The organism is Paenibacillus sp. FSL H8-0122 (assembly GCF_038005345.1).
In the GTDB taxonomy this organism is placed as follows: Bacteria; Bacillota; Bacilli; order Paenibacillales; family Paenibacillaceae; genus Paenibacillus_AQ.
On record NZ_JBBOTB010000001.1, the window covers coordinates 6,378,369 to 6,400,387 of the forward strand.

General features: G+C 51.1%; 19 protein-coding genes. 12 read left to right on the forward strand and 7 right to left on the reverse strand.

The features are described 5' to 3' along the window. The first annotated feature begins 13 nt into the window (after window positions 1-13). Together NSS64_RS27215 and NSS64_RS27220 are read left to right on the forward strand one after the other, a co-directional pair. A complete protein-coding gene (locus tag NSS64_RS27215) occupies window positions 14-1,906 on the forward strand; it encodes a cache domain-containing sensor histidine kinase (protein WP_341142186.1) in 1,893 nt (630 codons plus the stop codon). Further along, a complete protein-coding gene (locus NSS64_RS27220) occupies window positions 1,881-3,497 on the forward strand; it encodes a response regulator (protein ID WP_341142187.1) in 1,617 nt (538 codons plus the stop codon). Before NSS64_RS27215 ends, NSS64_RS27220 begins: the two co-directional genes overlap by 26 nt. A gap of 12 nt (window positions 3,498-3,509) precedes the next feature. On the opposite strand, the gene NSS64_RS27225 is transcribed toward NSS64_RS27220, so the two are convergent. Then, on the reverse strand, window positions 3,510-4,238 hold the full coding sequence (locus NSS64_RS27225) for a protein-glutamine gamma-glutamyltransferase (protein WP_340945393.1): 729 nt from the start codon (window positions 4,236-4,238) through the stop codon (window positions 3,510-3,512). Between the two features lie 171 nt (window positions 4,239-4,409). Continuing rightward, complete coding sequence (locus tag NSS64_RS27230) at window positions 4,410-6,110, reverse strand: DUF4127 family protein (protein ID WP_341142188.1); 1,701 nt, start codon at window positions 6,108-6,110, stop codon at window positions 4,410-4,412. 261 nt (window positions 6,111-6,371) lie between these two features. Between NSS64_RS27230 and NSS64_RS27235 the strand changes: the two genes are divergently transcribed. The 4 genes from NSS64_RS27235 to NSS64_RS27250 all read left to right on the forward strand — a co-directional run bounded on the left by NSS64_RS27235 (window position 6,372) and on the right by NSS64_RS27250 (window position 7,872). Next, window positions 6,372-6,782 carry a sigma-70 family RNA polymerase sigma factor gene (locus NSS64_RS27235; RefSeq protein WP_341142189.1) on the forward strand — a complete coding sequence of 137 codons (411 nt, stop codon included), beginning with the start codon at window positions 6,372-6,374 and terminating at the stop codon, window positions 6,780-6,782. Further along, complete coding sequence (locus tag NSS64_RS27240) at window positions 6,769-6,924, forward strand: YvrJ family protein (RefSeq protein WP_076155695.1); 156 nt, start codon at window positions 6,769-6,771, stop codon at window positions 6,922-6,924. The genes NSS64_RS27235 and NSS64_RS27240 overlap by 14 nt, the downstream gene beginning before the upstream one ends. 4 nt (window positions 6,925-6,928) lie before the next feature. Beyond that, window positions 6,929-7,126 carry a helix-turn-helix domain-containing protein gene (locus NSS64_RS27245; RefSeq protein WP_341142190.1) on the forward strand — a complete coding sequence of 66 codons (198 nt, stop codon included), beginning with the start codon at window positions 6,929-6,931 and terminating at the stop codon, window positions 7,124-7,126. Between the two features lie 149 nt (window positions 7,127-7,275). After that, window positions 7,276-7,872, forward strand: coding sequence for a lysozyme (locus NSS64_RS27250; protein ID WP_341142191.1), 597 nt, complete (start codon window positions 7,276-7,278; stop codon window positions 7,870-7,872). An 80-nt stretch (window positions 7,873-7,952) separates the two neighbouring features. Here the strand turns inward: NSS64_RS27250 and NSS64_RS27255 are convergent, their stop codons facing one another. Continuing rightward, on the reverse strand, window positions 7,953-8,558 hold the full coding sequence (locus NSS64_RS27255; protein WP_445667817.1) for a hypothetical protein: 606 nt from the start codon (window positions 8,556-8,558) through the stop codon (window positions 7,953-7,955). A 407-nt stretch (window positions 8,559-8,965) separates the two neighbouring features. Here NSS64_RS27255 and NSS64_RS27260 point away from each other — a divergent pair, with 407 nt between their 5' ends. Beyond that, entirely contained in the window at window positions 8,966-9,364 is a 399-nt protein-coding gene (locus tag NSS64_RS27260; protein WP_341142193.1) for a GNAT family N-acetyltransferase, read from the forward strand. A 1-nt stretch (window position 9,365) separates the two neighbouring features. On the opposite strand, the gene NSS64_RS27265 is transcribed toward NSS64_RS27260, so the two are convergent. Together NSS64_RS27265 and ald are read right to left on the reverse strand one after the other, a co-directional pair. Continuing rightward, window positions 9,366-10,634 (reverse strand): PucR family transcriptional regulator, encoded by a 1,269-nt coding sequence (locus tag NSS64_RS27265; protein ID WP_340995375.1) that lies wholly within the window; start codon window positions 10,632-10,634, stop codon window positions 9,366-9,368. 324 nt (window positions 10,635-10,958) lie between these two features. Continuing rightward, window positions 10,959-12,092 (reverse strand): alanine dehydrogenase, encoded by a 1,134-nt coding sequence (gene ald, locus NSS64_RS27270; protein ID WP_341142194.1) that lies wholly within the window; start codon window positions 12,090-12,092, stop codon window positions 10,959-10,961. 311 nt (window positions 12,093-12,403) lie between these two features. On the opposite strand from ald, the gene NSS64_RS27275 reads away from it, so the two are divergent. From NSS64_RS27275 to NSS64_RS27295, 5 genes are all read left to right on the forward strand, one after another. Beyond that, the gene (locus NSS64_RS27275) at window positions 12,404-13,723 is read left to right on the forward strand and encodes an ABC transporter substrate-binding protein (protein ID WP_341142195.1); all 1,320 of its coding nucleotides are present in this window, start codon (window positions 12,404-12,406) and stop codon (window positions 13,721-13,723) included. A gap of 630 nt (window positions 13,724-14,353) precedes the next feature. Beyond that, window positions 14,354-16,126, forward strand: a complete 1,773-nt coding sequence (locus NSS64_RS27280; RefSeq protein WP_341142196.1) for a sensor histidine kinase — start codon at window positions 14,354-14,356, stop codon at window positions 16,124-16,126. A 24-nt stretch (window positions 16,127-16,150) separates the two neighbouring features. Continuing rightward, a complete protein-coding gene (locus NSS64_RS27285; protein WP_341142197.1) occupies window positions 16,151-16,951 on the forward strand; it encodes a response regulator in 801 nt (266 codons plus the stop codon). A 227-nt stretch (window positions 16,952-17,178) separates the two neighbouring features. Further along, the gene (locus NSS64_RS27290; protein WP_341142198.1) at window positions 17,179-18,060 is read left to right on the forward strand and encodes a carbohydrate ABC transporter permease; all 882 of its coding nucleotides are present in this window, start codon (window positions 17,179-17,181) and stop codon (window positions 18,058-18,060) included. Window positions 18,061-18,072: 12 nt separating this feature from the next. Next, complete coding sequence (locus NSS64_RS27295) at window positions 18,073-18,900, forward strand: carbohydrate ABC transporter permease (RefSeq protein WP_339252930.1); 828 nt, start codon at window positions 18,073-18,075, stop codon at window positions 18,898-18,900. A 220-nt stretch (window positions 18,901-19,120) separates the two neighbouring features. Here NSS64_RS27295 and NSS64_RS27300 read toward each other — a convergent pair whose 3' ends face one another. Both NSS64_RS27300 and NSS64_RS27305 read right to left on the reverse strand, forming a co-directional pair. Further along, complete coding sequence (locus NSS64_RS27300) at window positions 19,121-20,527, reverse strand: transposase (protein ID WP_341142199.1); 1,407 nt, start codon at window positions 20,525-20,527, stop codon at window positions 19,121-19,123. A gap of 681 nt (window positions 20,528-21,208) precedes the next feature. Further along, on the reverse strand, window positions 21,209-21,955 hold the full coding sequence (locus NSS64_RS27305) for a class I SAM-dependent methyltransferase (protein WP_341142200.1): 747 nt from the start codon (window positions 21,953-21,955) through the stop codon (window positions 21,209-21,211). Window positions 21,956-22,019: the final 64 nt, after the last annotated feature.

Genomic DNA, 22,019 nt, shown 5'->3' on the forward strand with positions numbered 1-22,019 from the left:
AAGGAGGACTCCGATGAAGAAATATTACGATTCGTTGTCGAAGGCTCTCTTCCTGTATAACTTCAGCATCCGCAGCCGTCTGATCCTCTACTTTCTCTTCCTCGTTCTCCTCCCGACTACGATCATCTCGGTCACCATCTATAACAAATCCGCCGGGATCATTACCCGGAATATGAATACATCGATTGAGAATAACTTCAATCTGGTTCAGGATAATCTGGCCCGGCGGTTCGAAGCCGCCAATCAATCCATGACCGCGCTGTACCTGAATTCTGAATTCGCTGACCTCATCTCCTCCAATCGGCCTGCAGACAGCACCGGAATCATTAATGAGCTGGCCGCCCTTAGCAGAATCCTTGAGGATTTCCCCGCGAACGGGACCTCCGGCAACAGCTTCGTCCCTATGCTCTATATGCTGAACAGGCCGGAATATACCCAATATAATTTCTCACGGCGTGTATTCAATATCGATCTTATTACCTTGAAGCCCTGGTATTTAAGCATTCCGGCCAAAGCCGATTTTGCCGTGGTGGGCCTTAGCTCACTGGATTCCAGATTCACCCTCAAATTCGCGAAGCGCCTGTTTGGTATCCGGCATGCACAGCTGCCCTATGTCGGACTGCTCACCTTAGATATCCCGGTAGCCGAATTCAGCACACTCCTGGAGCATTATAAGCCCACGCCCGGCAGTAAAGTCTACATCGCAGACAGAGCTGGAACCATCGCCATCAGCCCCGAGCCGTCCCTCATCGGCCAGAATATCGCCGCTCAGGATTATTACAGTAAGCTTAGCTTGACTATAGGCCCTGCTGACAGTACCAGCAACCCTCTCTCTCCGGACCACTCATCCGCTCTGCATTCCTTCCGCCACTCTATCGGCAGCGAGGAGATGCTCGTCTCGTACAAGACGCTGGAGAATACCGGCTGGACGATCCTGTCCTTCTCGCCTGTCCGCGAGCTTAACGGAGAGCTGGTCTCCTTCCGCCGGGTGATGTATGTCGTAATTGTCATCTGCATGCTCGTCTCCTTCCTGATGGCCCTGCTGCTGTCCGAGAATATCTCCGCCCCGATCCGCAAGTTCATCCAGTCGATGTCGCATGCCGAGAGCGGGAACTTCAATATCCCCATCCGCTACCGGCGCAAGGACGAATTCTCCTATTTATTCAACCGCTACAACAAGCTGCTCCAGCAGATTAAGGCGCTGATCGACAAGCTCTACGTCACCGAGCTGCGCAAAAAGGAAGCCGAGCTGCAAATGCTCCAGGCCCAGATCAATCCGCATTTTCTCTACAATACCCTGGACTCCATTAACTGGATTGCCATTAACCACGATATTCCCGAGATCAGCAGCATGGTCACCTCGCTCTCGGATTTCTTCCGGTACAGCCTGAGCAAGGGCCGCAATATTATCCCGCTCCGCGATGAGCTGCGGCAGGTCGAGAGCTATCTGCAGATTCAGCAGTTCCGCTTCCAGGACCGGCTTCACTATGAGCTGGAGGAGACGGACCGGGCGCTGGCAGAGGAATGTCTGGTGGTGAAGCTTAGTCTCCAGCCGCTGGTGGAGAATGCCCTGATTCACGGCATTCAGCAGCGGCGGGGCACCGGTACGATCCGCATCCGGGTAGAGCAGACGCAGGAGCTGCTTAGCATCTCCGTGTTCGACGATGGAATAGGTGCCGATCCCGCACGGCTGAACCAGCTGCTGGCAGACCCGCAGCCGGGCAGCCAGTCTTACGGCATCCGCAATGTGCATATGCGGATCCGGCAGTTTTTTGGAGAGTCCTACGGCATCCGTTATTACGACAATACCGAAGACGGCTGCGGTCTGCTGGCTGTCATCCGGTTCCCGGTGGTCACTACTTGGAATGAGGTGAATGAAGATGTTAACGATGATCATAGCGGATGACGAGCCGTTTATCCGCAGCAGTCTGATCCGTGTGTTCGATTGGCAGGAAGAGTTCGGGATTGAGATTATCGGGGAAGCCTCAGACGGGCTGGAGGCCTACGAATTATGCCTGAAGCTCAGGCCGGACATTCTGTTCACCGACATTATGATGCCGCTAATGGGGGGGCTTGAGGTAGCAGAGAAGCTGCGGGAGGCAGGCTGCAGGGCCCGGATTATTATTATCAGCGGCGCCCAGGACTTTGCCTACGCCCGGGAGGCGCTGAAGGTGAACGCCGAGGGATATATTCTGAAGCCGGTCAAGCTGCCCGAGATCCGCAGTGTCTTCCGCCAGGCGGTGGCCAAGCTGACAGAGGAACGCGAGCAGCAGCTTGATCTGGAGCAGCTTAAGCAGCAGCTTCAAGACAATATGCCGCTGCTGCGGGAGAAATTCCTCCAGAATCTGATCACCGGCCTCTACCGCAGGGAGGAGGAAATCTGGCAGAAGATACAGTATTTCGCCCTGCCCTTCCAGCAGGGGACGCTTCTCAGCGTCTGTGTACTCCAGCTGGATGAATACCGGAGCGCGGTGGATAAATACTCGGAGGAGCATAAGCAGCTGCTTTATTTTTCTATCCAAAATATCATTCAGGAGAGCCTGGACAGCCACCCCTATGCCATCAGCTTCGTGGCCAGCGAGAACGAATTCATTATGGTGATCTGCACCCCGCAGACACCTCCGTCCCACTCCATCTCCGGGACCTGCGAACACATCATCGCTAATATTCAGAAGTATCTGCGGCTGGATGCCTCCGTCGGCATCGGGCGGGCTTGTCCGCTGGCGGGCCAGCTTGAGGATTCCTATAAGGATGCGCTGGCCGCGCTGGTGTACAAATTCTATACCGGGCCTGCCTCCGTCCTCTACATTAACGATATCCAGCCCGACACAGAGAAGCTGCAGAGCACCTTTATCTATAAACTTCAGGCCCGGCTGATGAATGAATTGAAGGCAGGACATACGGACACCGTCACCCGACTGCTGGAGCAGCTGTTCGATGGACTGGCCGGTCCCAAGCATAGAATTGAATACGTGCAGAGTATCTGCGCAGAGATGATTTTCACCTCCGCCAGAGCCCTGTATGAGATAGATGAGGATATTGGGCAGGTGCTAAGCGACCGGATTAGCATCATGGATAAGCTGTACCAGCAGACCACGATCACCGGCCTTAAGGCGCATATGCTGTCGCTCCTGCATGACTTAAGCGCTTATGTAGCAGGCAAGAACACCTCCAGGAACAGCCGGATCGTCAGCAGCATCCGCACCATCGTTCAGGAGGGATACGCCTCGGAGCTGTCCGTGTCCAGGATTGCCGAGGAGGTGTTTCTGACACCTAACTACATCAGCCTGCTGTTCAAGAAGGAGACCGGCGGAACCATTACCGACTATATCACCCAGATCCGCATAGGCAAGGCGAAAGAGCTGCTGCTGACCACGGACCTGAAGGTCATGGAGATCTCAGAGCGGGTCGGCTATGAGAATCCCCATTATTTCAGTACTGTTTTCAAAAAAACCACCGGCCTGCACCCGCTCAAGTTCCGTTCGGCCAAGGATTAGACCGCTGCCGCTCTAGCGGACAATATAGGATTTCGTACCTATTCTGGAGAAGATGGACGTTTTTGCATTCACTTTGGCGGAGACCGGCGGGCTCAGTCGTGAGTTGCCAAGAGAAGCAATATAGGCAAAATCCGGGTGAAGCCCCTCATCCGCCAGATAGGCTGAGGTCCGGCTGCCCGGCACCCGCTCCCTGTTAAGCGAGGTTATCATCTGAGTGGCATTCTTAATCCCGAGCCCGTGTCCGTAGTAACTGTCTCTGGACAACATAATCGCGTTCTCCCCCTGCCATTCCGGCTTAGCCGGATCATGGTCGGGATTCTTGAAATAGACCACATCGCCCGGCTGCAGCTCGGCCCGGTTGAACGTGGTAATCAGCTTCAGATTGCTGTCATAGTTCCAGTCCCACAGGTACAGGCCGGTGAAATAACGGTTGAAGGCCGCCTCCCCGATCATGTTAATGGTTGCTCTATATAGAATCATCACCATCGCCATAGCACATTCAAAGGCATACAGCTGTCCATTCACAAAAATATCATTAATTGCCGCCGAAGGCGCGACCCCTGCCTTCAATTCAAAACCGCCGCCCGCTGTACGATTCCAATATCTCGGATTGCAGCGGGAGTTACTGAAGGTCGAGAAATCAGTCCCCCCTACATTCATTGCCCGGGCTGCCGCAATAATCTCCCCCCGCATTCTACTCTCAAAAGCCATATCCGCCGGAGCCGCGTATCCATATCCCATTCTGCTTCCCCCTTTCGTCTTCTTGTCATGAAATATAGGTTATTGTACGTGTCGGGCCTCCTATTGGTGCGCAGGAGATGAACTCAGCAACAAATCCCCTGCAAATACACACTTACAACAAGACAGCCCCCCGTAATCTATCCACGGAGAGCTGCCTATCAGGGACACCTATTATTCTAACGTGACATGAGGATTCAAAGTTATTTCAAAGGCACGGCCCCAAATATAATCGGGATCATCGTATGGAAGTACCGCGCTGGCGTATTCGGAGAAAGACCAGCCGTTTCCGCTAACCTGCCGGATACTGCACGCCGGTTCTGCACTGCCGATCAGGAAGGCACATGCTCCGGCCAGGGTAGCTGTGTGTACCTGCATCCGCTCTCTAAGCATGTCCTGCAGATGAGCATAGTCTTCCGGGCTATTAAACAACAGCATATTCTGATCTGTAAACGTTGCAACATTCTCATAGAGCGAATGGGCTCTGGAGTACGTCCGGATTTCGCCAATCGCCAGCCTTTTGTAGAAGTAATCCTTCAGGAAGCGCTTGAACAGCAGCGAGCCGTGAGCGTTAACCGCAAGGTCCAGCCCCGCCGCATCGGTCTCTGTAACGATATAAGCATACCGGGCCTGGGCCATGCCCAATGCGAGGCCGATTTTGTTCCCCGGCGTATTCCAGCCGCTATATCCTAATAGCGCGCCAGTATGCCTGCTGCCCAGCAGAGCCTCAGTTATCCTTGCATCTGCTGCACCTGCGCCGACACAGTCAATCACTACCGACGGGACGAGGCGGGAATCGTTATCTTCGATACGGTTAACCGCAGCCAGCACCTGATCCGCTGCAGTAATCGCGATAATCTCCACCTCACGGGCATCACCTACCGCCTCACCCCCTACAATATCCAGATGGCGCAGGATGTTCTGATGCACATCCATATATTCATACGGACTCGTAAGGGTAGAGCCATGCGGTCCGAAATATTCAACGGTATACCTGGTGGCGGCCCCATTCCGGTAGAGCTGATTCGCCATCCGCGCCAGTAACGACTGTCCCAGTCCGTCAGCATCCGGGAGAATGACCGCCCGGTCCGGATTTTGACCATGGGTCCCGCCCAGCCATTCATTAATGCCTGCTTCCATATAGTGAATCTCGTTAATCTGCACGCCCTGGGTATTGGCATCATCCACACCGACTGCAAGGAAATCAATAGAGCCCTCCTGCGCCAGCAACTCCAGAATATAGCGGTTCGTCTTGAATTTATGCGCTCTGGTATTGTAATACTGCTCCTTATCGAAAGTAGCCGTACTGCCATAGTCGCCAGTCGGGGACAGGTTATATCCGCTGAGAATATCGTCGAACTGCGAGAAGCTTCTGCGCGGCTGAAGCATGAAATTGCGGGACTCCGTATACGCCGCGAGGTCCAGCCCTTCCGCAAAAGAGGTGGTGGCCAGCCTCATAATCGTATCCATTACATACACCGGCTTGTCCGGGTAGACTTGCTTCACTTCACGGATGACGTCCAGCAGATGAGTAATTGCAGCGTCATACGCCGGGTACGCACCACCCGCATCCGCCCGGAGACGGCGGCTCCCAATCAATCCCCCGTAGGCAAGCATGTCCGCCGACAGAATAAAACCGTCCACGGACGCCGCATGATCCAGAATCCATTGCCGGATCTTGGCGGTATCTCCATAAGCCGGTGAGGAAGTGGTCAGCAGGGTTGTGCCCGATGCTGTCTTTTCCGAATCCAAGCGATTCTTAAGGTCCGTTATATCCGGTGTGATCACATGAATCCCCGCCGATCTGCCCTGCACAATCACATCATCCAGATTTACAGGCCGATCATCCAATGGTACATATAGCACTTTCTTCATTTCTATTACACTCCTCTAGTTAGCAGATAGGCTCAGAACAGATGCCCTCACTATATAAGGAGATTTACACAGATAGATTACAACCAGAACAATAATTTTTTTGCCACGCGTCCATAAAAGGGAATTTACATTGACTCTAGTGTTTACAGTGTTAAAATATAGGAACATTTGTTCTTATTATTTGGAAAATGGTTGTAAAAAAGGAATCTCATCTCTCTTTATAGTGTAGGAAGGAACTCTTCAAGAGGAAGGGGGCAGACAATGAAACCGGATGATAGTTTAAATCGCCGTTTTATTTCGTACATGGCCAATCTTATCTATTACAACTCTATTAATTATGACAAAAAAAGAAGAATGAAGGACACACGGTTTCCTCTAACACTAGATAACGATGACAATATGGAATCTGTCCTTTTAACTATTTACGATCCGGAAGTTATACATGCAAATCTCAGAGATCACATCACAGACTATGCACTATTTCAAGCTTATGAGACTCTTTCCTCCCAACAACAAGAGATTCTATCACTAGCCTATGTCCACAACCTTAAGGACGAGGAAATAGCCCGAAAATTGGGTTACACCCAACAAAACATCTCCAAACACCGATTAAAAGCTTTAGAAAAATTGCGCCGGTTACTAACGGAGGGGGATAAGGATGCCCGAGATTGATATTGCCACACTAGTTGCTAATTTAGGCTTCCCTATTGGAATAACCCTGTATTTGCTAATCCGTTTCGAAAAGAAAATATCTGATTTAAGTGAAGCTATTAATAGCTTAAAAAATGAAATACAAAAAAATGTAAAGAAGTGATTGCATGTTTGCTCAATTATTAGTACAAGCACAACGAGACAAGGATTCGGAGGCGACATTGCATATCCTGGAGTCTTTCACACCAAAAATCAAAGCCTCCTTGCGGCAAGTACCCGCCGATCATCGGGATGATTTAAAACAGGAACTCTATGTCAAAATGATTGAGGTTATACAGACTTTTGATATTAGTGAATTGAAATAATATTTAAAGAGAGGTTGTAAATAAAGAGACTCATTTCTCTTTATATAATGTGAAGGCAATACGGCATTGCAGAAAACTTGGGAATGGTTCTCTGGCTTTGATTCCTCCCTATTGTTCTTCTACTAACAATAATTTCAGGAGTGATTATTATGGCAAATCTAGGCACTGGCGGAGCAGACCTTATCAAATCGCATGAGGGATTTTCCTTGAAATTTTATGGAGATCCTGTTGGGTATCCAACAGTTGGTTGGGGACATCTGATAACAGATACTAAAAAATACACTAAAAATACAACAGGTAATCCAAAGGATTCTCTTCTAACCCAAGCACAAGCTGATGCTCTATCAAGCTCTTTAAATCTAGGTTATACTTCACCAATTTCTCAGTCTAAGGCAAATACTTTTTTTACTGAAGATACTGCTAAGGCTGTTTCGGCAGTAAATAAATTGTCACTTCCTACAGGTATGTCTCTTACACAATCCCAGTTTGATGCACTTGTTTCACTCACTTTTAATGGAGGCCCTGGGGTGCTAACAACCAATGATGTAAAAACCATGCTTGCATACAAGCAAATCTATTCATCTTTTCAAGGCCCACGTTCAAAAGAAGAAAACGATAATTGTTCAAAATTGGTCAGCAAAGCATTTTCATATGATAGAAATTTACAAAGACGAAGAAATGAAGAAGCAAATTTATTCTGTAAAGGCATGGGTTATACTCACAAATATCCAGTATATACACTATAGTTTAATCGTTTTACGGCATAAACAAGAAAGGTCAGCTAAAAAGGCTGACCTTTCTTGTTTAAAAACATAACCTTAATTCATTAATCAGTAATTTTTTTAAGCTCAAAAATAGTTGCCTCTGATAACAAGATAAGCCTGTCGTCATTAACAGCTAAAAAGCTTAAACTTACAGGTATGCTCATTTTTGTAGAAGGGTCACTTATATCTATTGCCTGTACCTCATCATTTTCATTTAAGTCTGGAATTTGAATTTTATACAATCTATAAAAAGAGGTAGAGTTATAGCATGTCGCTATATTCTGATATAATGGATTTTTAAGTTCATATTGATAATTTTTATAGTTTTTAAGTCCTTTTGATGAAAAAAAATCTTTTTTGATGATAATTTTATCTCCAATAAATTTTTGCCCTGTTGGATATTCGGAAGCATCATTGTATGAATTTGCGAACCCTAGAAGTTTCTCAACTTTCCAAGTTCCATAGAAATTTTGTGCTGTTTCACTATCCAAGCTTATACGGTCTACAGTACAATCTCCAGAACGATCTGTATTCTGTTCCGGTTGAGTTATTACTTGTTTACTGGGCAAATCCCCCGTACCTTTCGTGACTGTTGCGGGCTTATCCCCCCCACACCCTGACAGCAAAATAGTACTCAATAACATCAATAATCCTAGCTCTTTTTTCAACACTCTAATCTCCTTTCACTTACTTAGCAGAAATTATATCAAAGCAAATGAACCCAAGATTGACATAATATTAACATTATTTATGATTAAAGTTAAATTTATGTCAATACTTTCTTTCTTTTTGGTACTATCTACCCGGATACAGTGTTGGATATACCCGTAAGTCTTCTCAACATAAAAAGCCTACCCATTTGAACGGTAGGCTCTTTAAATTCATTCAGTATTATTCAGGAAAATTAATATACACGGAGGCATCATTAGCCGTTTTATTCCAAGTCACCTGCGCCAAGTACTTCAGAGATAATAAAACCTCCACTTAATCCTAGAACGATGCAAGAGTATTCTTTATCCAATGGTGCTCATTTATAGCTTAGAATAATAAAAATGAATGTAAAAGGAGAGTCAATATGGCAGTAGAATTTAAAGTCAATGAACAGCTGTTACCTGAACAAATGGCCGAGGTGTTTAGATTATCAGGACTTAAGCGCCCCTACAACGATTTAGACCGGATGGAGAAAATGATCGATCAAGCCGATATCCTAATTAGCTGCTGGGATGGCGACCGGGTAGTCGGAGTAGCACGGGCCATCACCGACTATTGCTACTGCTGTTATCTGTCGGATCTGGCCGTCATTAAGGAGTATCAGAAGCAGAATATAGGCAAAGACCTGGTGCAGCTGCTTCAGGAGACATTAGGAGATCAGGTGTCCATCGTGCTGCTGTCTTCCGAGGAAGCTCTATCGTTCTATCCTCAGATCGGCTTTGAACAGGCTAATAATGCGTTTCGGATCGCCCGGAAACATTAAGCTACACTCCTGACCTGGAAGCCTCCTGGAACCATAGATTTACCTGCGCGGTCTCCTCGGTCAGAAGATCCAGGTAGATGGAGGTACGGTAGTCGGTCTCCTTGAGGCTCCGGCCTGTAATCTCGGCGATCCTGTTGAGGCGGTACATTAAGGTATTGGTATGAATATGCAGAAAAGCGGCCGCTGCCTTCAGATTGCCATCCAGCGACAGGTATACAGCGAGGGTTCTCAGCAAATCGCTCTTATGCTCACGGTCATGCTCCTTCAAAGGATAGAGCAGCGGGCTCCGGCGGGGGCGGCTCCGTTTCTGTTCCAGAATAGCCGGAAGGTATGCCCAGAACCCGATCTCTTCATAGAGCAGCAGTTCACGCGTATGATAAGGCAGCAGCTTCTTCATCTCCAGAATCTGCAGCGCTTCGCGGTATGCTTCAGCAGCCGAGGTATATTCGCGATATTCAGGACTGCAGCCTGCCGTAAGCTTGCCGCCTTCGCTCTGGCCCAGCTCCCCTAGCAGCTTGTGCAGGAACGAAGACAGACGCCCGGTCCCTTCCACCGGAAACATAAAGGAGAAAAGAATAATCAGCCGGTTCTGCTCGGCGGTCTGGAACAGCAGCCGCTGCCCGGTAAAGGTGTCCATTACCCGGCGAAAACGCTGCAGAAAATGCTCATCTACCGGCCTGCTGCTCTCCAGCACCCCAATGTAATAGTTCTCCGGCAGCAGCACCGATCCGGCCTCCGCTTCCTGGCGGATATGCGCTTCGCTGTCATAATGCGAGGTCAGCAGCTTCCAGAAGAAATCCTCCATGGCCTTCTCCTGCTTCGTCTTCCATCCGCGCTGCTTCAGCAGATACCGCCCGGCAATCCCGGCAGCCTTCTCCACAAGTTCCTCCGCCTGCCCTGCGGCGAGATTCCCCCGGTCCACCACCCAGATATAGCCCAGAATCTCCTGCTGGTGCTTGATGCACATGGCCAGCCGCGGGCCAAGCCCGACCTCCATTACCGCAGGGATGCGGATCGGATGCGTGCTGCTCTCCAGCTCATGCATAACTCCCTTTTTGCGCAGGCCGATAATGACCGTGCTGGGCACCTTTTTGCCAATGATGGTCGAGATTCGTGCCGGATCACTCTCCGTCTGATGGGAGCTGTACCCGATCACATGATGATTGCTGTCCTCAATCGTAACCTGGGACTGGAGCGATTCGCTGAGCGTATCCGCCAGGGACTCCATACTGTCAAAAAAACGGTCAAATGACGGCTCTGATTGTGCCAATGTTCCCACCCCAACCTGAAGAATAGCAGAATAAGTGATTACATTATAGTACGCTGCCTGGCGGTTGCCTATAGGAACAAAACAGATTTCAGTAGAAAACCTGACATATCATGAAGAATTTGCGTCAAAAGCAAACTGGTGCGGTGCGATAGCTTACATGGATGCTGTATCTAGCACACCTGCCCTCGCACCCTCGACATGCCCATTATGATCGGTTTTTCGATTACATTCGGAACGCTCCAACACAAAAAGCCCGATGATCACTCACCGGACTCCATCTCTGTCTATTGCGATACCCCTCTAGCCGACTTCTCTCTGTATAGATTAGATCAGCGTGAACTCCTGCTCTACAGCGGCCTCAACCGTGAAGTATTCTTCTCCAAGCGCTTCGGCGACGGCCTGACAGGTGATTTTGCCGTTGGCTACGTTGACGCCGCTCTTTAGACCGGCATCGTCCTCGATCGCCTGGAATACGCCTTTATTGGCAATTTGCAGCGCGTAAGGAACGGTGACGTTGGTTAGGGCGATGGTCGAGGTTTTGGCGACTGCACCTGGCATGTTGGCGACCGAATAGTGCAGGACCCCATGCTTCTCGAATACAGGGTTGTCATGCGTGGTCACCCGGTCAATCGTCTCCACAATCCCGCCCTGATCAATCGCCACATCGACAATGACGGAGCCCGGCTTCATCGTCTGCACCATTGCTTCCGTTACCAGCTTAGGTGCCTTCGCGCCTGGAATCAGCACAGCCCCTACCAGCAGATCCGCGTCAGCAACCGCCTTAGCGATGTTATACGGATTAGAGATCAAGGTGCTGATCTGGGCACCGAAAATATCGTCAAGCTGGCGGAGCCGGTCTGCGCTCAGGTCGATAATAGTTACCTCAGCGCCAAGCCCGATGGCCATCTTCGCTGCATTGGTACCGACCACACCGCCGCCGATGATGCTGACCTTACCACGGCTTACGCCGGGAACCCCGGAGAGTAGGATGCCCTGTCCGCCGTAGTTTTTTTGCAGGAACTGGGCACCGAGCTGAACTGCCATCCGTCCGGCTACCTCGCTCATCGGAGTGAGCAGCGGCAGGGTGCGGCCATCCACTACAGTCTCATAGCCGATGGCGAATACGCCTTTGTCCTTAAGGGCGGCAGCCAGGGCCGGCTCTGGAGCCAGATGCAGATACGTGAAGAGGATAAGCCCCGGGCGGAAGTAGCCGTATTCACTGCTCAGCGGTTCTTTCACCTTCATTACCATTTCAGCGGCGGCCCACACTGCGGCGGCTTCTGCAACCAATTCCGCACCAGATGCAGCGTACTCTTCGTCCAGGAATCCGCTACCCGCACCCGCTCCGGCCTCAACAAGCACCTTATGGCCTTCTGCGCTTAGACTTACCACACCAGCAGGGGTAATCGCTACGCGGTTTTCGTTGTTTTTGATCTCTTTCGGTACGCCAATAATCATCTTTCATCGCTCCTGTCAGGTAGGGTTCTCTTATGTAAAGAATCATAACATATGATTTTCAGCTGCATTTTGGGTAAAAAGAAAAACAGGATCTGACATGATTGTGTTTTTACACAATGGGCTTGAAGCGCCGCAACCGCTCCTTTCGAATAGAACGTTTCCCTGCACTATAACCGCTCTGGCCATTATCAGGAAAGAGAATGTAAAGTTATGTTCCATATTCTCCTGTTTTTTGTTCCTTCTGACGCTCCCGGCCATCTGCTATTCTTGAGTTGCAAGCTTATACAGTACACATAGGGAGGTTGTCGCTTTTGAATAAGAGCCGTGTTATCGCCGGAATCACTTCACTCGTTCTGGTCATGGGCCTGGCCGCAGGCTGCGGGAACAGCAGCAATTCGTCTTCAGCGGACAATGGAAGCTCTGCCACAGGTAAAAATACACCGGTAACGCTCAAAATGTGGGGCGGTGTCCCGCCGGAATCCGGTCCGCAGCAGGTCGTGGACAACTGGAACAAGGAGCACCCCGATATTCAGGTGGAATATGTGCGCTATGTCAATGATGATGACGGCAATCTGAAGCTGGACACGGCGATGATTACCGGCCAGGATGTGGATTTGTTCGTGAACTATACGATTTCTCATGCCGCCAAGCGGGTGGAATCCGGGCTGGCCCTCGATCTCAGCGGCTTCACCGATTACAACATTGAAGAGAAGATGGGCGCGGACACTGCGAGCTGGAAGATTGACGGCAAGTTCTACGGCGTTCCGACGACCAAAAGCCCGTTCTTCATCGCCCTGAACAAAGACGCCCTCGATAAGGCAGGCCTGCCGGTTCCGAAGGAATGGACCTGGAATGAGCTGCGCGAGTATGCGAAGAAGCTGAAGAGCGGCGATTCGTACGGTTTTATTCAAAATATGGAGCCCTTCGTGGATCCCATCGACTCCGTGCTCTCCCAGGAGGGCTACACCAAGCCTGACGGCACCTCCAATCTCGATCATCCGCTGGTCAGACAATGGCTGGAGACGCTGAACGGGATGATGCAGGAGGAGAAGACCACACCGCCGCTCGGCGAGCAATTGACTTCCAAGATGCCGGTGGAGCAGGTCTTCCTCAGCGGAGAGGTGCCGATGCTCAATATCGGGGCGTGGCTGCTGCGCAGCTCGAATAACTTCACCGACTTCCCGCGTGATTTCAAAATCGCTTTCGCTCCGGTACCCCGGCTTGCTGAATCCGCCAGTGATTACGTGACCCGCGGGGGCCTCGGCGATTACATCTCCATTAACGCCAAGTCCAAAAAGCAGGAAGCGGCCTGGGAGTTCCTGAAGTGGTATTCCGATGGCGGCATGTCCCCGATGGCTGCGGGCGGAAGACTCCCGGCCTCCAAGGATGCCAAGCAGGAGGATGCGCTCAAGAGCCTCATCGGCGACAAAAGTGACTCCTACGATCTGGACTCCCTGATGTACGTCATGTTCGACAACAAGACGCCCACCTATGTCCGCAGCCTGCCGCAAGAGGTAATGGACCTGCGTTCACAGGAGTATGAGAAATATTTCCTCGGCTCGCAGTCGCTCGATCAGACTGTGCAGGCCATGGCAGCCCGCCATAATGAGTATTTGAAGCAGAAGAAGTAGCGGCGAAGGTGAGGACAGAGAAGAAATAGAGAGATATCGTGCATCATACAGGAGGCTTGCCATGGGAATCATGGCGCCTCTCTTTCTTTTGTCTTACCCTATCAGGAACAGACTAAGCCTTGAATGAACGCGGCAAGCTCCAGCCGTGTTCTTGCGGACTTGGATGCGCTTATTTGGGCAAATCCGGCTTTTCTGGAGACTATGCGGACTCAGATGCGCTTAACTACCATTTTCCCCTTCATTTCCGGCTGCCTGGAGTGATTTAAAGGCCTCTGAGTCCGCCTGCCGGCATAAAGTTGGTCTTTTTGGCAAATAAGAGCACCTGAGTCCGTCGGTCCACAAACATAGGGGGTTAGTATCAGTGGGCACGAGGATTTTGGCCGAGAAATACCCCTGCATACTCCATCGGGTCCTTGACCATGCGGGGCGGATAACTATCCGTCCGCCTTGTCCCGCTGTCAAGCAGCCCGGATAGAACAATTCTATGCATTTTCTCCCTACCCCCGTGCCAACTGGAACAAAACCATGCAATTTGAAATATCGCCAATCCGGCGGAGGGATTATGCTATAATCTAGCATATCAACCGACCCGGAACGGGCAGGTTCAGTCAGGCTTGGAGGTGCTTCCCTGTGTCACAGCTGCTGCGTATGCTGATTCCCCAGAAGTTGAAATACCGCCTGTTCACCGCCTTTGTGTGCCTAATTCTGCTGCCGTTCGGCGCACTGAATATCTATAACTATCAGCGCATTGAGACGCTGGTCCAGAAGAAAATCAGCCAGCAGAGCCACTATCAGCTGGAGCAGATGTACCGCACACTGGAGGACCAGATCAGCATTGCCTTCAAAACGCTGCTGTTCCTGAAGCAGGATGACACCGTGAAGTCCGTGTTGCTCCATCCTGAGCAGCGTAATGAGCTGGAGAACAAGCGGCTGATGGAGAATATTTTCAAGAATCTGAACAACAGCTTCTTCCTGTATAATCCTTCGGTCTACTTCATGATTCTGGACTTATCTGAAAGCGCATACACCTCATACCCGCCCAAGGATTCACTGGTATACTCCAAACTGCGGGCCAATTCGGGGTTCGACCGGAAGCAGATGGATAACAACTCCTATCACTGGGTGCCCAATGATGCCAACTACGTTCTGCGTGATGTCTCTACCAGCGCCTATCTTCTATCCTTATACGCTTATCTGGAGGATGCCCGGAACCAGCCGTACGGCATGGCCCGGATCAGCATTGATTATACGTACTGGCTGCGCTCCATCCACAAGCAGTCCGATCTGGAGCAGCAGTATTTCCTGATTACCCGTTCTGGCGAGGATATCTCCCAGTCGGTTCCGGGCAGCCAATTATCCGAGAAGGTGAAGGAGGGCTTTGCCGGGCAGCCGGGACAGCAGTATTTTATCGACAAAGACTCGAACGCCCTGATTAATTATATCTATGTGGAATCGCTGGACTGGTATATCGTCAACCGGATTCCGCTGTCGGTGCTGTTCGCGGAGATCGAGGAGCTGAAGCAGCAATACTTCCTTACGTTCCTGGTGCTGACGAGCATCTTCCTGATGATGACCTTCGTGATTGCTACGACCATAACCCGGCCCTTGTCCCATCTGCAGAACAAGATGAAGGCGGCGGTGCAGAAGAACCTGAAAATCCGCCTGCCGGAACACAAATTCAGCGGCGAGATTCTTGAGCTGACCCGGACCTTCAATACGATGCTTGACGACACCAACCTGCTGATCCAGAAGCTGAAGGCGGAGGAGCGCCAGAAGGAGGCGGTGCATTTTCAGATGCTGCTGGCCCAGACAAATCCCCACTTCCTGCTCAACACGCTGAATACAATCAAATGGATCGCCATCCGCGAGCAGAATGAAGACATTACCAACATGACCCTGTCGCTCGGCAAGCTGCTGGAGGCCAGTCTGAACACCGATAAGGATCTGATCCATCTCAAGTATGAAATCGAGCTTGTAGAAGCCTATGTCCATATTCAGCAGGTCCGTTATGCGCACAAATTCGACTGTACCTTCACGTATGACGAGGACATTCTGTATGCTCTGGTGCCGAAGCTCAGCCTCCAGCCGCTGGTGGAGAACGCCATCATTCACGGAATCAGCAGGCTGCCCGGCCATGGCCTGATTGAGCTGAACGTCCGCCGCGAAGAACACCGTCTGATGATCGAGATCAGGGATAACGGCGTAGGCATGGAGCAGACCGGCGGCGCCAAGGCTCCGCGCAAGCGTCCGGGCATCGGACTGAGTAATATTCAGGAGCGGCTGCGGCTGCTTTTCCGGGAGGAGGGACAGCTTGAAGTTCTCTCAACCAGCGAAGGCGTTACGGTCCGCTTGACCATGCCGCTGTTAATGTCCACACCATACGGCAACGAGCATCCGGCTTAAGCATAACTACGGGAGGGATTATACATGTGGAAGGTACTGCTGGTGGAGGATGAGGTATTCGTACGGGAAAGTGTGCGCGAGATTATCGCCTGGGAAGAGCTCGGCTTCATGGTCAGCGGAGAAGCGGGCAACGGGGCAGAAGCGCTGGAGATGATCCGCGAGGATGCGCCAGATCTGGTGATTTCGGATATCGTCATGCCGGAGATGGATGGCGTCGAGCTGCTGCGCAGAACCCGTGAGGAGGGAATTGATTCCCGCTTCGTCATGCTGACCTGCATGAATGACTTCGAGAATGTGCGGCAGGCCATGGAATACGGGGCGTCCAATTATATTCTGAAGCTGTCGATGAGCGTGAATTCCCTCCGGGACACCCTGCGCAAGATCAGCGGCGAGCTGGAGAAGAACCAGGACAACCGCAAGAGGAACGCGCTACCATCCGCTGCTGCTTCCCCGCAACCCCCGGCCCATGAGGAGATTACGAGCCACCCGGAGATTCAGAAGATCCTGCACTATCTGCATGAGCACTACGCTGAGGATATTACGGTGAAGTCGATGTCCCAGTATGTCATGATGGCCGAGAATTATGTCAGCACCCTGTTCAAAAAGAAAACCGGTCACACCCTCATCCACTATCTGCACCGTGTACGGGTAGATCAGGCGATCCGGCTCCTGACCGGCTCCGACCTGCCGGTCTATGAGATCGGTAACCGGGTCGGCTTCGTGAGCGATAACTACTTCATCAAGATCTTCAAGCGACTGACCGCGCATACACCCAGCCAGTACCGGCACAATTTGCGGGAGAAGCAGGACACACTAAGCCTTTAGCCTGCTTATACAGTCTCATAGCCATACCGCTGCAGCGGCGTTCCCTCCGGGAATGCCGCTTTTTGGCCTGAACACGGATAGAACATAACTAAGACCGATACACCCCCCGCTGCTTGCGTAATTGTATATTTCTGTGCCATGAAGTGGGTGGTTTTGTTCCTTAACCGTCAGGAGGACGCTTGTTATGCTTGTAATGTACTTATAAGACCTAAAGGAGTGGGGCTATTGTGAAGGCAACCTGGATGCGACGTCAGCAGCTGCTGGGCTATCTGTTTATCGGGCCCAATATGATTGGCGTGATACTATTTTTTATCATACCGGCTATGTATTCGTTCTATCTCATGTTTACAGATTACAAGTTTATGAGTCCTAATACCAAGTTCATCGGGCTGGCCAATATCCGGCGGATGCTGGGGGATGAGGTCTTCTATATTGCCATCAAGAACACGCTGCTGTTCCTGGTCTCTGTTCCCGTATCGATTGGGCTGGCGTTCCTTGTAGCTGTCATTCTGAACCGTTCCGTCTATCTCAAAAAGCTGCTGCGCGCCCTGTACTTCATGCCTTACATTACCAGCGGCGTAGCCGTAGCCTTCGTCTGGATGCTGCTGTTCCACCCGAATAACGGGCCGATCAACGGCATTCTCCGCTCCCTGGGCATCGGTAATCCTCCCGGCTGGCTGTCCACGATGGATACGTCCATGTATGCGATTGATATCATCTGGATCTGGTTCATGCTCGGCTATAACATGATTATCTACCTCGCCGCTTTGCAGGAGGTGTCCGGCGAGCTGCTGGAGGCAGCCACTATCGACGGTGCCCGCACGTGGCAGACGGTCCGCAGCATTCTGTGGCCGCTGGTGAGTCCCACTACTTTTCTGCTGCTGATTACCGGACTGATCATGTCGATCAAGCAGTTCGGCATCATCCAGGCGATTACGCAGGGCGGCCCCGGGAACAGCACCACCGTATTATCCCTGTTCATCTATCAGAATGCCTTCCGCTATTACGAGATGGGCTATGCATCAGCGGTCTCCTGGGCCCTGTTCCTGATCATTCTGATCTTCACCGTGGTTCAATGGCTGGGCCAGAAACGCTGGGTTCACTACTAAGGAGCTGAGAATATGAATAAAGCCATCGTTACCAAAAGCATCACCACCCTAATCATGCTGTTCTTCAGCATCGTCATGATTGTGCCCTTCCTCTGGATGATCAGCACCTCCTTCAAAACCCCGGCAGAGGTATTCCGCTATCCGATCCAGTGGATTCCGGACCACTTCAACTGGAGCCATCATATCAAAGTCTGGTCCGGCCAGGGCAGCTTCGTGCCTTATTATCTGAATTCCCTTAAAGTCGCTGTGCTGAGTACCATCGGTGCGGTCTCCCTGTCCGCCTTGGCGGCCTACGGCTTTGCCCGGATTGAATTCAAGGGGCGCAATACGATGTTCCTGGTCTACCTGTCCATGATGATGGTTCCTCCGCAGGTGCTGTTCGTGCCCAAGTTCATCATGTTCGACTGGGCCGGCATCTATAACACCCACTGGGCGCTGATTCTGCCCGGCATGTTCACCATCTTCGGCGTATTCATGATGCGGCAGTTCTTCCTCTCCGTGCCTCATGAAATCTCGGAGGCCGCCTTCATCGACGGTGCCGGCCATTTCCGCATCTTCTCGCGGATCATCCTGCCGATGGCCAAGCCCTCGCTGGCGACACTGGCAATTATCGACTTCTCCTGGCACTGGAATGACTATGAGAACGCGCTCGTCTTCCTGATTGACCAGGATCTGTTCACCGTTCCGCTCGGGCTGCAGAATTTCATCCTGGAGAACAATGTCGATTACAACGGCATGATGGCCGCCGCCACCGCCGGGATCATCCCGATGATTCTCGTCTTCCTGCTCGGCCAGAAATATATCATTGAAGGAGTGGCCAGCTCGGCGGTGAAGGGGTGAAAATTACTTTTAACTCATCGCTTACTGAGGGGTGCAGTGCCCGATCGCACCCGATCCAGGTCCAGGGGATAGGCTCAATTGAGCTTAATTGCAATCTGTACAACTAAATCGACGGATGTGCCGCCCAATCTCTGTTTAGCTGTATTTCGGAGTCAATTTCATAATTCAATTTGTTAAATAGCAAGATTAGGCCAAAATCTAAGGTCACATTTTTAAAAAATCAGGCGATTTGCTGGGAATTCCTCAACTGCTGGTTCAATTTGTCTAACGCAAACTTACTCAAATTGTACGCGAGCGTACTGAGCTGGAAATCGACACTTGCCCGGACACCGCGGTGGCGTGTGCGCTTCATCCCGAAATACTCTTTGAGATAGGCAAATACACGCTCCACGGCCGTACGCTTCTTGTACAGTGTTGTAAAACTTTCGCTACCTCTGGCGGGATAGGTGTGTAAACGCAAATCCGTTTGGATTCGAATTTTAAACACTTTTTGGCATTCGGTACCGGAAAGCGCACAGCCTTTGCATTCACTAGGCCGGGTGTACTTCAGGGTCTCATATTTGGCATCAAAACTGTCGTAACGGTACGCATGCCCTTGAGCGCACACCGGCGTGTAATCCAGATTCATTCCCGCAGGCGGGTCTTTGTGGTGAATCAGGGAAATCGCAGGATAGGCGCCGAGCGAATGAATCAACTGGTAGACCGCCGCGCAATCGTACCCCTTGTCGCCCAAGATATGCTTGACCTTTAGCATCGGAAACTTCAGGAGCAGGCCTTTGAGAAGGACGACCGCCATACGCTGGTCATTCGGATTGGCCGAACTAAAGAGGCCGCTGAGGATATACTGGCTGTCCGTGTCGACCAGCAGATTCGCCTTGAACCCGTAATAGCTGGTCATTCGGCCCTTCGTATTTTTCTTGTCACAACGTGCAGCATGCCGGGGCAACGCGGTCAGTAGTTCATCGTACGGGTACGGCAACATCGCTTCAATGGTTTTCTGGAACGGTCCGAGACTTTGTTCATAGGCTTCCATTTCCTCGCGCCGACGTTCCTTTTCCGCCTGGGATGGACGGCCGGGCTTGCTATATCTGGGTTTCTTCAGCGGCTCGTTCGCCACCTTAAGCTCAGGCTCGGGATGTTCGAGCTGAATTTGCTCGGCCACCGAAGCTTCGCCTTCCTTTTGCCCCCGGCGAGCCGCACGACGCTTGGAGGCCGATTCGCTAAATTGGCAATCCCAAGCCTCGACCATGGAGGAATCCACAGCCAGATGGGTTCCGCTCACAAAGCCTTCTTCTAGGGCAGACGTGACTAGGCGATCCTGAAGTTGTTCCAGCATTCCCGTTTGCTCCAGCGCATGAATCAAACGGGAATAGGAGGCCTGACTTGGAATGTTATCCGAGCCGGTGAACCGGCTCTGGACTCGAAATTCGTTGCTATGATTCAGTCGCCGGACCAGGGCAGAGACAAACTCGATGTTCTCCATTTTTGCAATCAGCAGCGAGTAGATCATGGCAGGTACGTTTAATTTTTCAGGCCGTCCGCGATGGTTCTTTTTCCCTAGTGCGAACAGAACTGGAGCTAAATGTAAGTGTTCAAAGATTTGGCTGTATTTATCTTCTGGACTCATTTGGAGCAATTCCTCGAAGGAAAACAGTTCTTCTTGTCGAATAGAATAGATGGGGATTACCTCTTTTCTTCTCGGGTGTTGGTTTCGTCGCCTATAACTTCGAGAATTTGGGGAGGTACTCCTTTTTCTATGCTCAAAAAAACCAGGTATAGCAAGGGTTTTGAATTATGAAATTGTCTCTTTCGTGCAAGTAAAATGCCTCTATACCTGGATTTTAGCTCATCCGGGCAAATGTAGTTGTACAGAATACAGTTAGAAGAGGAACGCCTTCGGTTGCACTGTTTTTAGTTGCACAGAATACACTTATCTCTGATTAAATTAAAGTCTGAACATGAACTTCGAGCTAATATTAGGCTGAACCTGCACCCGTTGCCGAATTCTACCCTTACACTCAAGTAGCTGATTGTATTTCCTGCAATAGAAAACGCATCGCTGACCATAAAATACGATTCTATTGTATTTCATACATTGGAATGTTGTGATTTGGCTGAAAAAGGGTCTTTTTTCAATATTCGAATGTACGGAGTACAATAGATCCTATTTCGAAGCCTTTTTTACAGCATTCTGTTGTACAAAGTGCAATTGCCTATTAATCGAGCCCGGATACCAGACCAGTTGGAATTAAATGAGTTTCCCACCGATGCTCCTCATTTCTTCTGGCTATCCAAACCTCCGCAAGACCTACGGCTGATCCTCCGCCTTCACCGCTACCCAGCCGTCAATCAGATAAGCGCCGAAGAACCGGGATATGGCCGTGAACCCGGCCTCCTCCAGCAGCTTCTCCATCTCTGCGGCAGGGAGCAGATGGGAGGTGAGTCCGAACGATTGCTCGAAGGTCTGCCACTCATCCTCCGCGATGCCGTTCCCGAGCATATGCAGCCGCCAGCCCGCCATCTGAAGCTCCCATGCAGGCGTACCCGGCACCCCGCAGATGGCAGACAGGCAGATCGGTGCGCCCGGCTGAAGCCGCGCGGCAATGCTGCGGAGCAGCGCCAGCTTGTTCTCCCGCCCCTGCACAAAGTGCAGCACCAGCATACAAGTTGCGGCATCATACAGGACGCAGCTGCGCCACGCCGCAAGCTCGACCGGATATAGCTCTACCCGGTCCATCAGCCCCGCTGCGCCAAGCCGTTGTTCAGCCGTGCGGAGCATGCCCGGCGAGGGCTCCAGCCCGATGAAGCTCCAGCCGGGATGGCTCAGGCCCAGCTTCAATATCTCCTGGCCCCCACCTGCTCCCACGACCAACAGTCTTGGCTTTTCCTGCTGCTTCTCCTGCTTCTCCCGCTCCTCCAGCCGCGCTGTAATCAGCGTATCCAACAAGTCATATTGCAGCGCGTATCCGGGGATTTTGCGGCTGATATTCTGCACATACTGATCCCCGTCTGCCTGCTCCCAAGGGCTGGCTGCCCCGCTCATGCTGTCCTTCAATTCCATCCCCTCCGAAAATAATAATCGGTACATAACCACAATAGGTCATGTACTGATTATCAAG

Excerpts from the sequence above, each read along its gene's own strand:
- NSS64_RS27235 (WP_341142189.1), top strand. The coding sequence starts at position 6,372 with ATGAAACCGGATGATAGTTTAAATCGCCGTTTTATTTCGTACATGGCC.
- ald (WP_341142194.1), bottom strand. The coding sequence starts at position 12,092 with ATGATTATTGGCGTACCGAAAGAGATCAAAAACAACGAAAACCGCGTA.
- NSS64_RS27245 (WP_341142190.1), top strand. The coding sequence starts at position 6,929 with ATGTTTGCTCAATTATTAGTACAAGCACAACGAGACAAGGATTCGGAG.
- NSS64_RS27260 (WP_341142193.1), top strand. The coding sequence starts at position 8,966 with ATGGCAGTAGAATTTAAAGTCAATGAACAGCTGTTACCTGAACAAATG.
- NSS64_RS27250 (WP_341142191.1), top strand. The coding sequence starts at position 7,276 with ATGGCAAATCTAGGCACTGGCGGAGCAGACCTTATCAAATCGCATGAG.
- NSS64_RS27285 (WP_341142197.1), top strand. The coding sequence starts at position 16,151 with ATGTGGAAGGTACTGCTGGTGGAGGATGAGGTATTCGTACGGGAAAGT.
- NSS64_RS27300 (WP_341142199.1), bottom strand. The coding sequence starts at position 20,527 with ATGAGTCCAGAAGATAAATACAGCCAAATCTTTGAACACTTACATTTA.
- NSS64_RS27215 (WP_341142186.1), top strand. The coding sequence starts at position 14 with ATGAAGAAATATTACGATTCGTTGTCGAAGGCTCTCTTCCTGTATAAC.
- NSS64_RS27230 (WP_341142188.1), bottom strand. The coding sequence starts at position 6,110 with ATGAAGAAAGTGCTATATGTACCATTGGATGATCGGCCTGTAAATCTG.
- NSS64_RS27240 (WP_076155695.1), top strand. The coding sequence starts at position 6,769 with ATGCCCGAGATTGATATTGCCACACTAGTTGCTAATTTAGGCTTCCCT.
- NSS64_RS27220 (WP_341142187.1), top strand. The coding sequence starts at position 1,881 with ATGTTAACGATGATCATAGCGGATGACGAGCCGTTTATCCGCAGCAGT.
- NSS64_RS27225 (WP_340945393.1), bottom strand. The coding sequence starts at position 4,238 with ATGGGATATGGATACGCGGCTCCGGCGGATATGGCTTTTGAGAGTAGA.
- NSS64_RS27295 (WP_339252930.1), top strand. The coding sequence starts at position 18,073 with ATGAATAAAGCCATCGTTACCAAAAGCATCACCACCCTAATCATGCTG.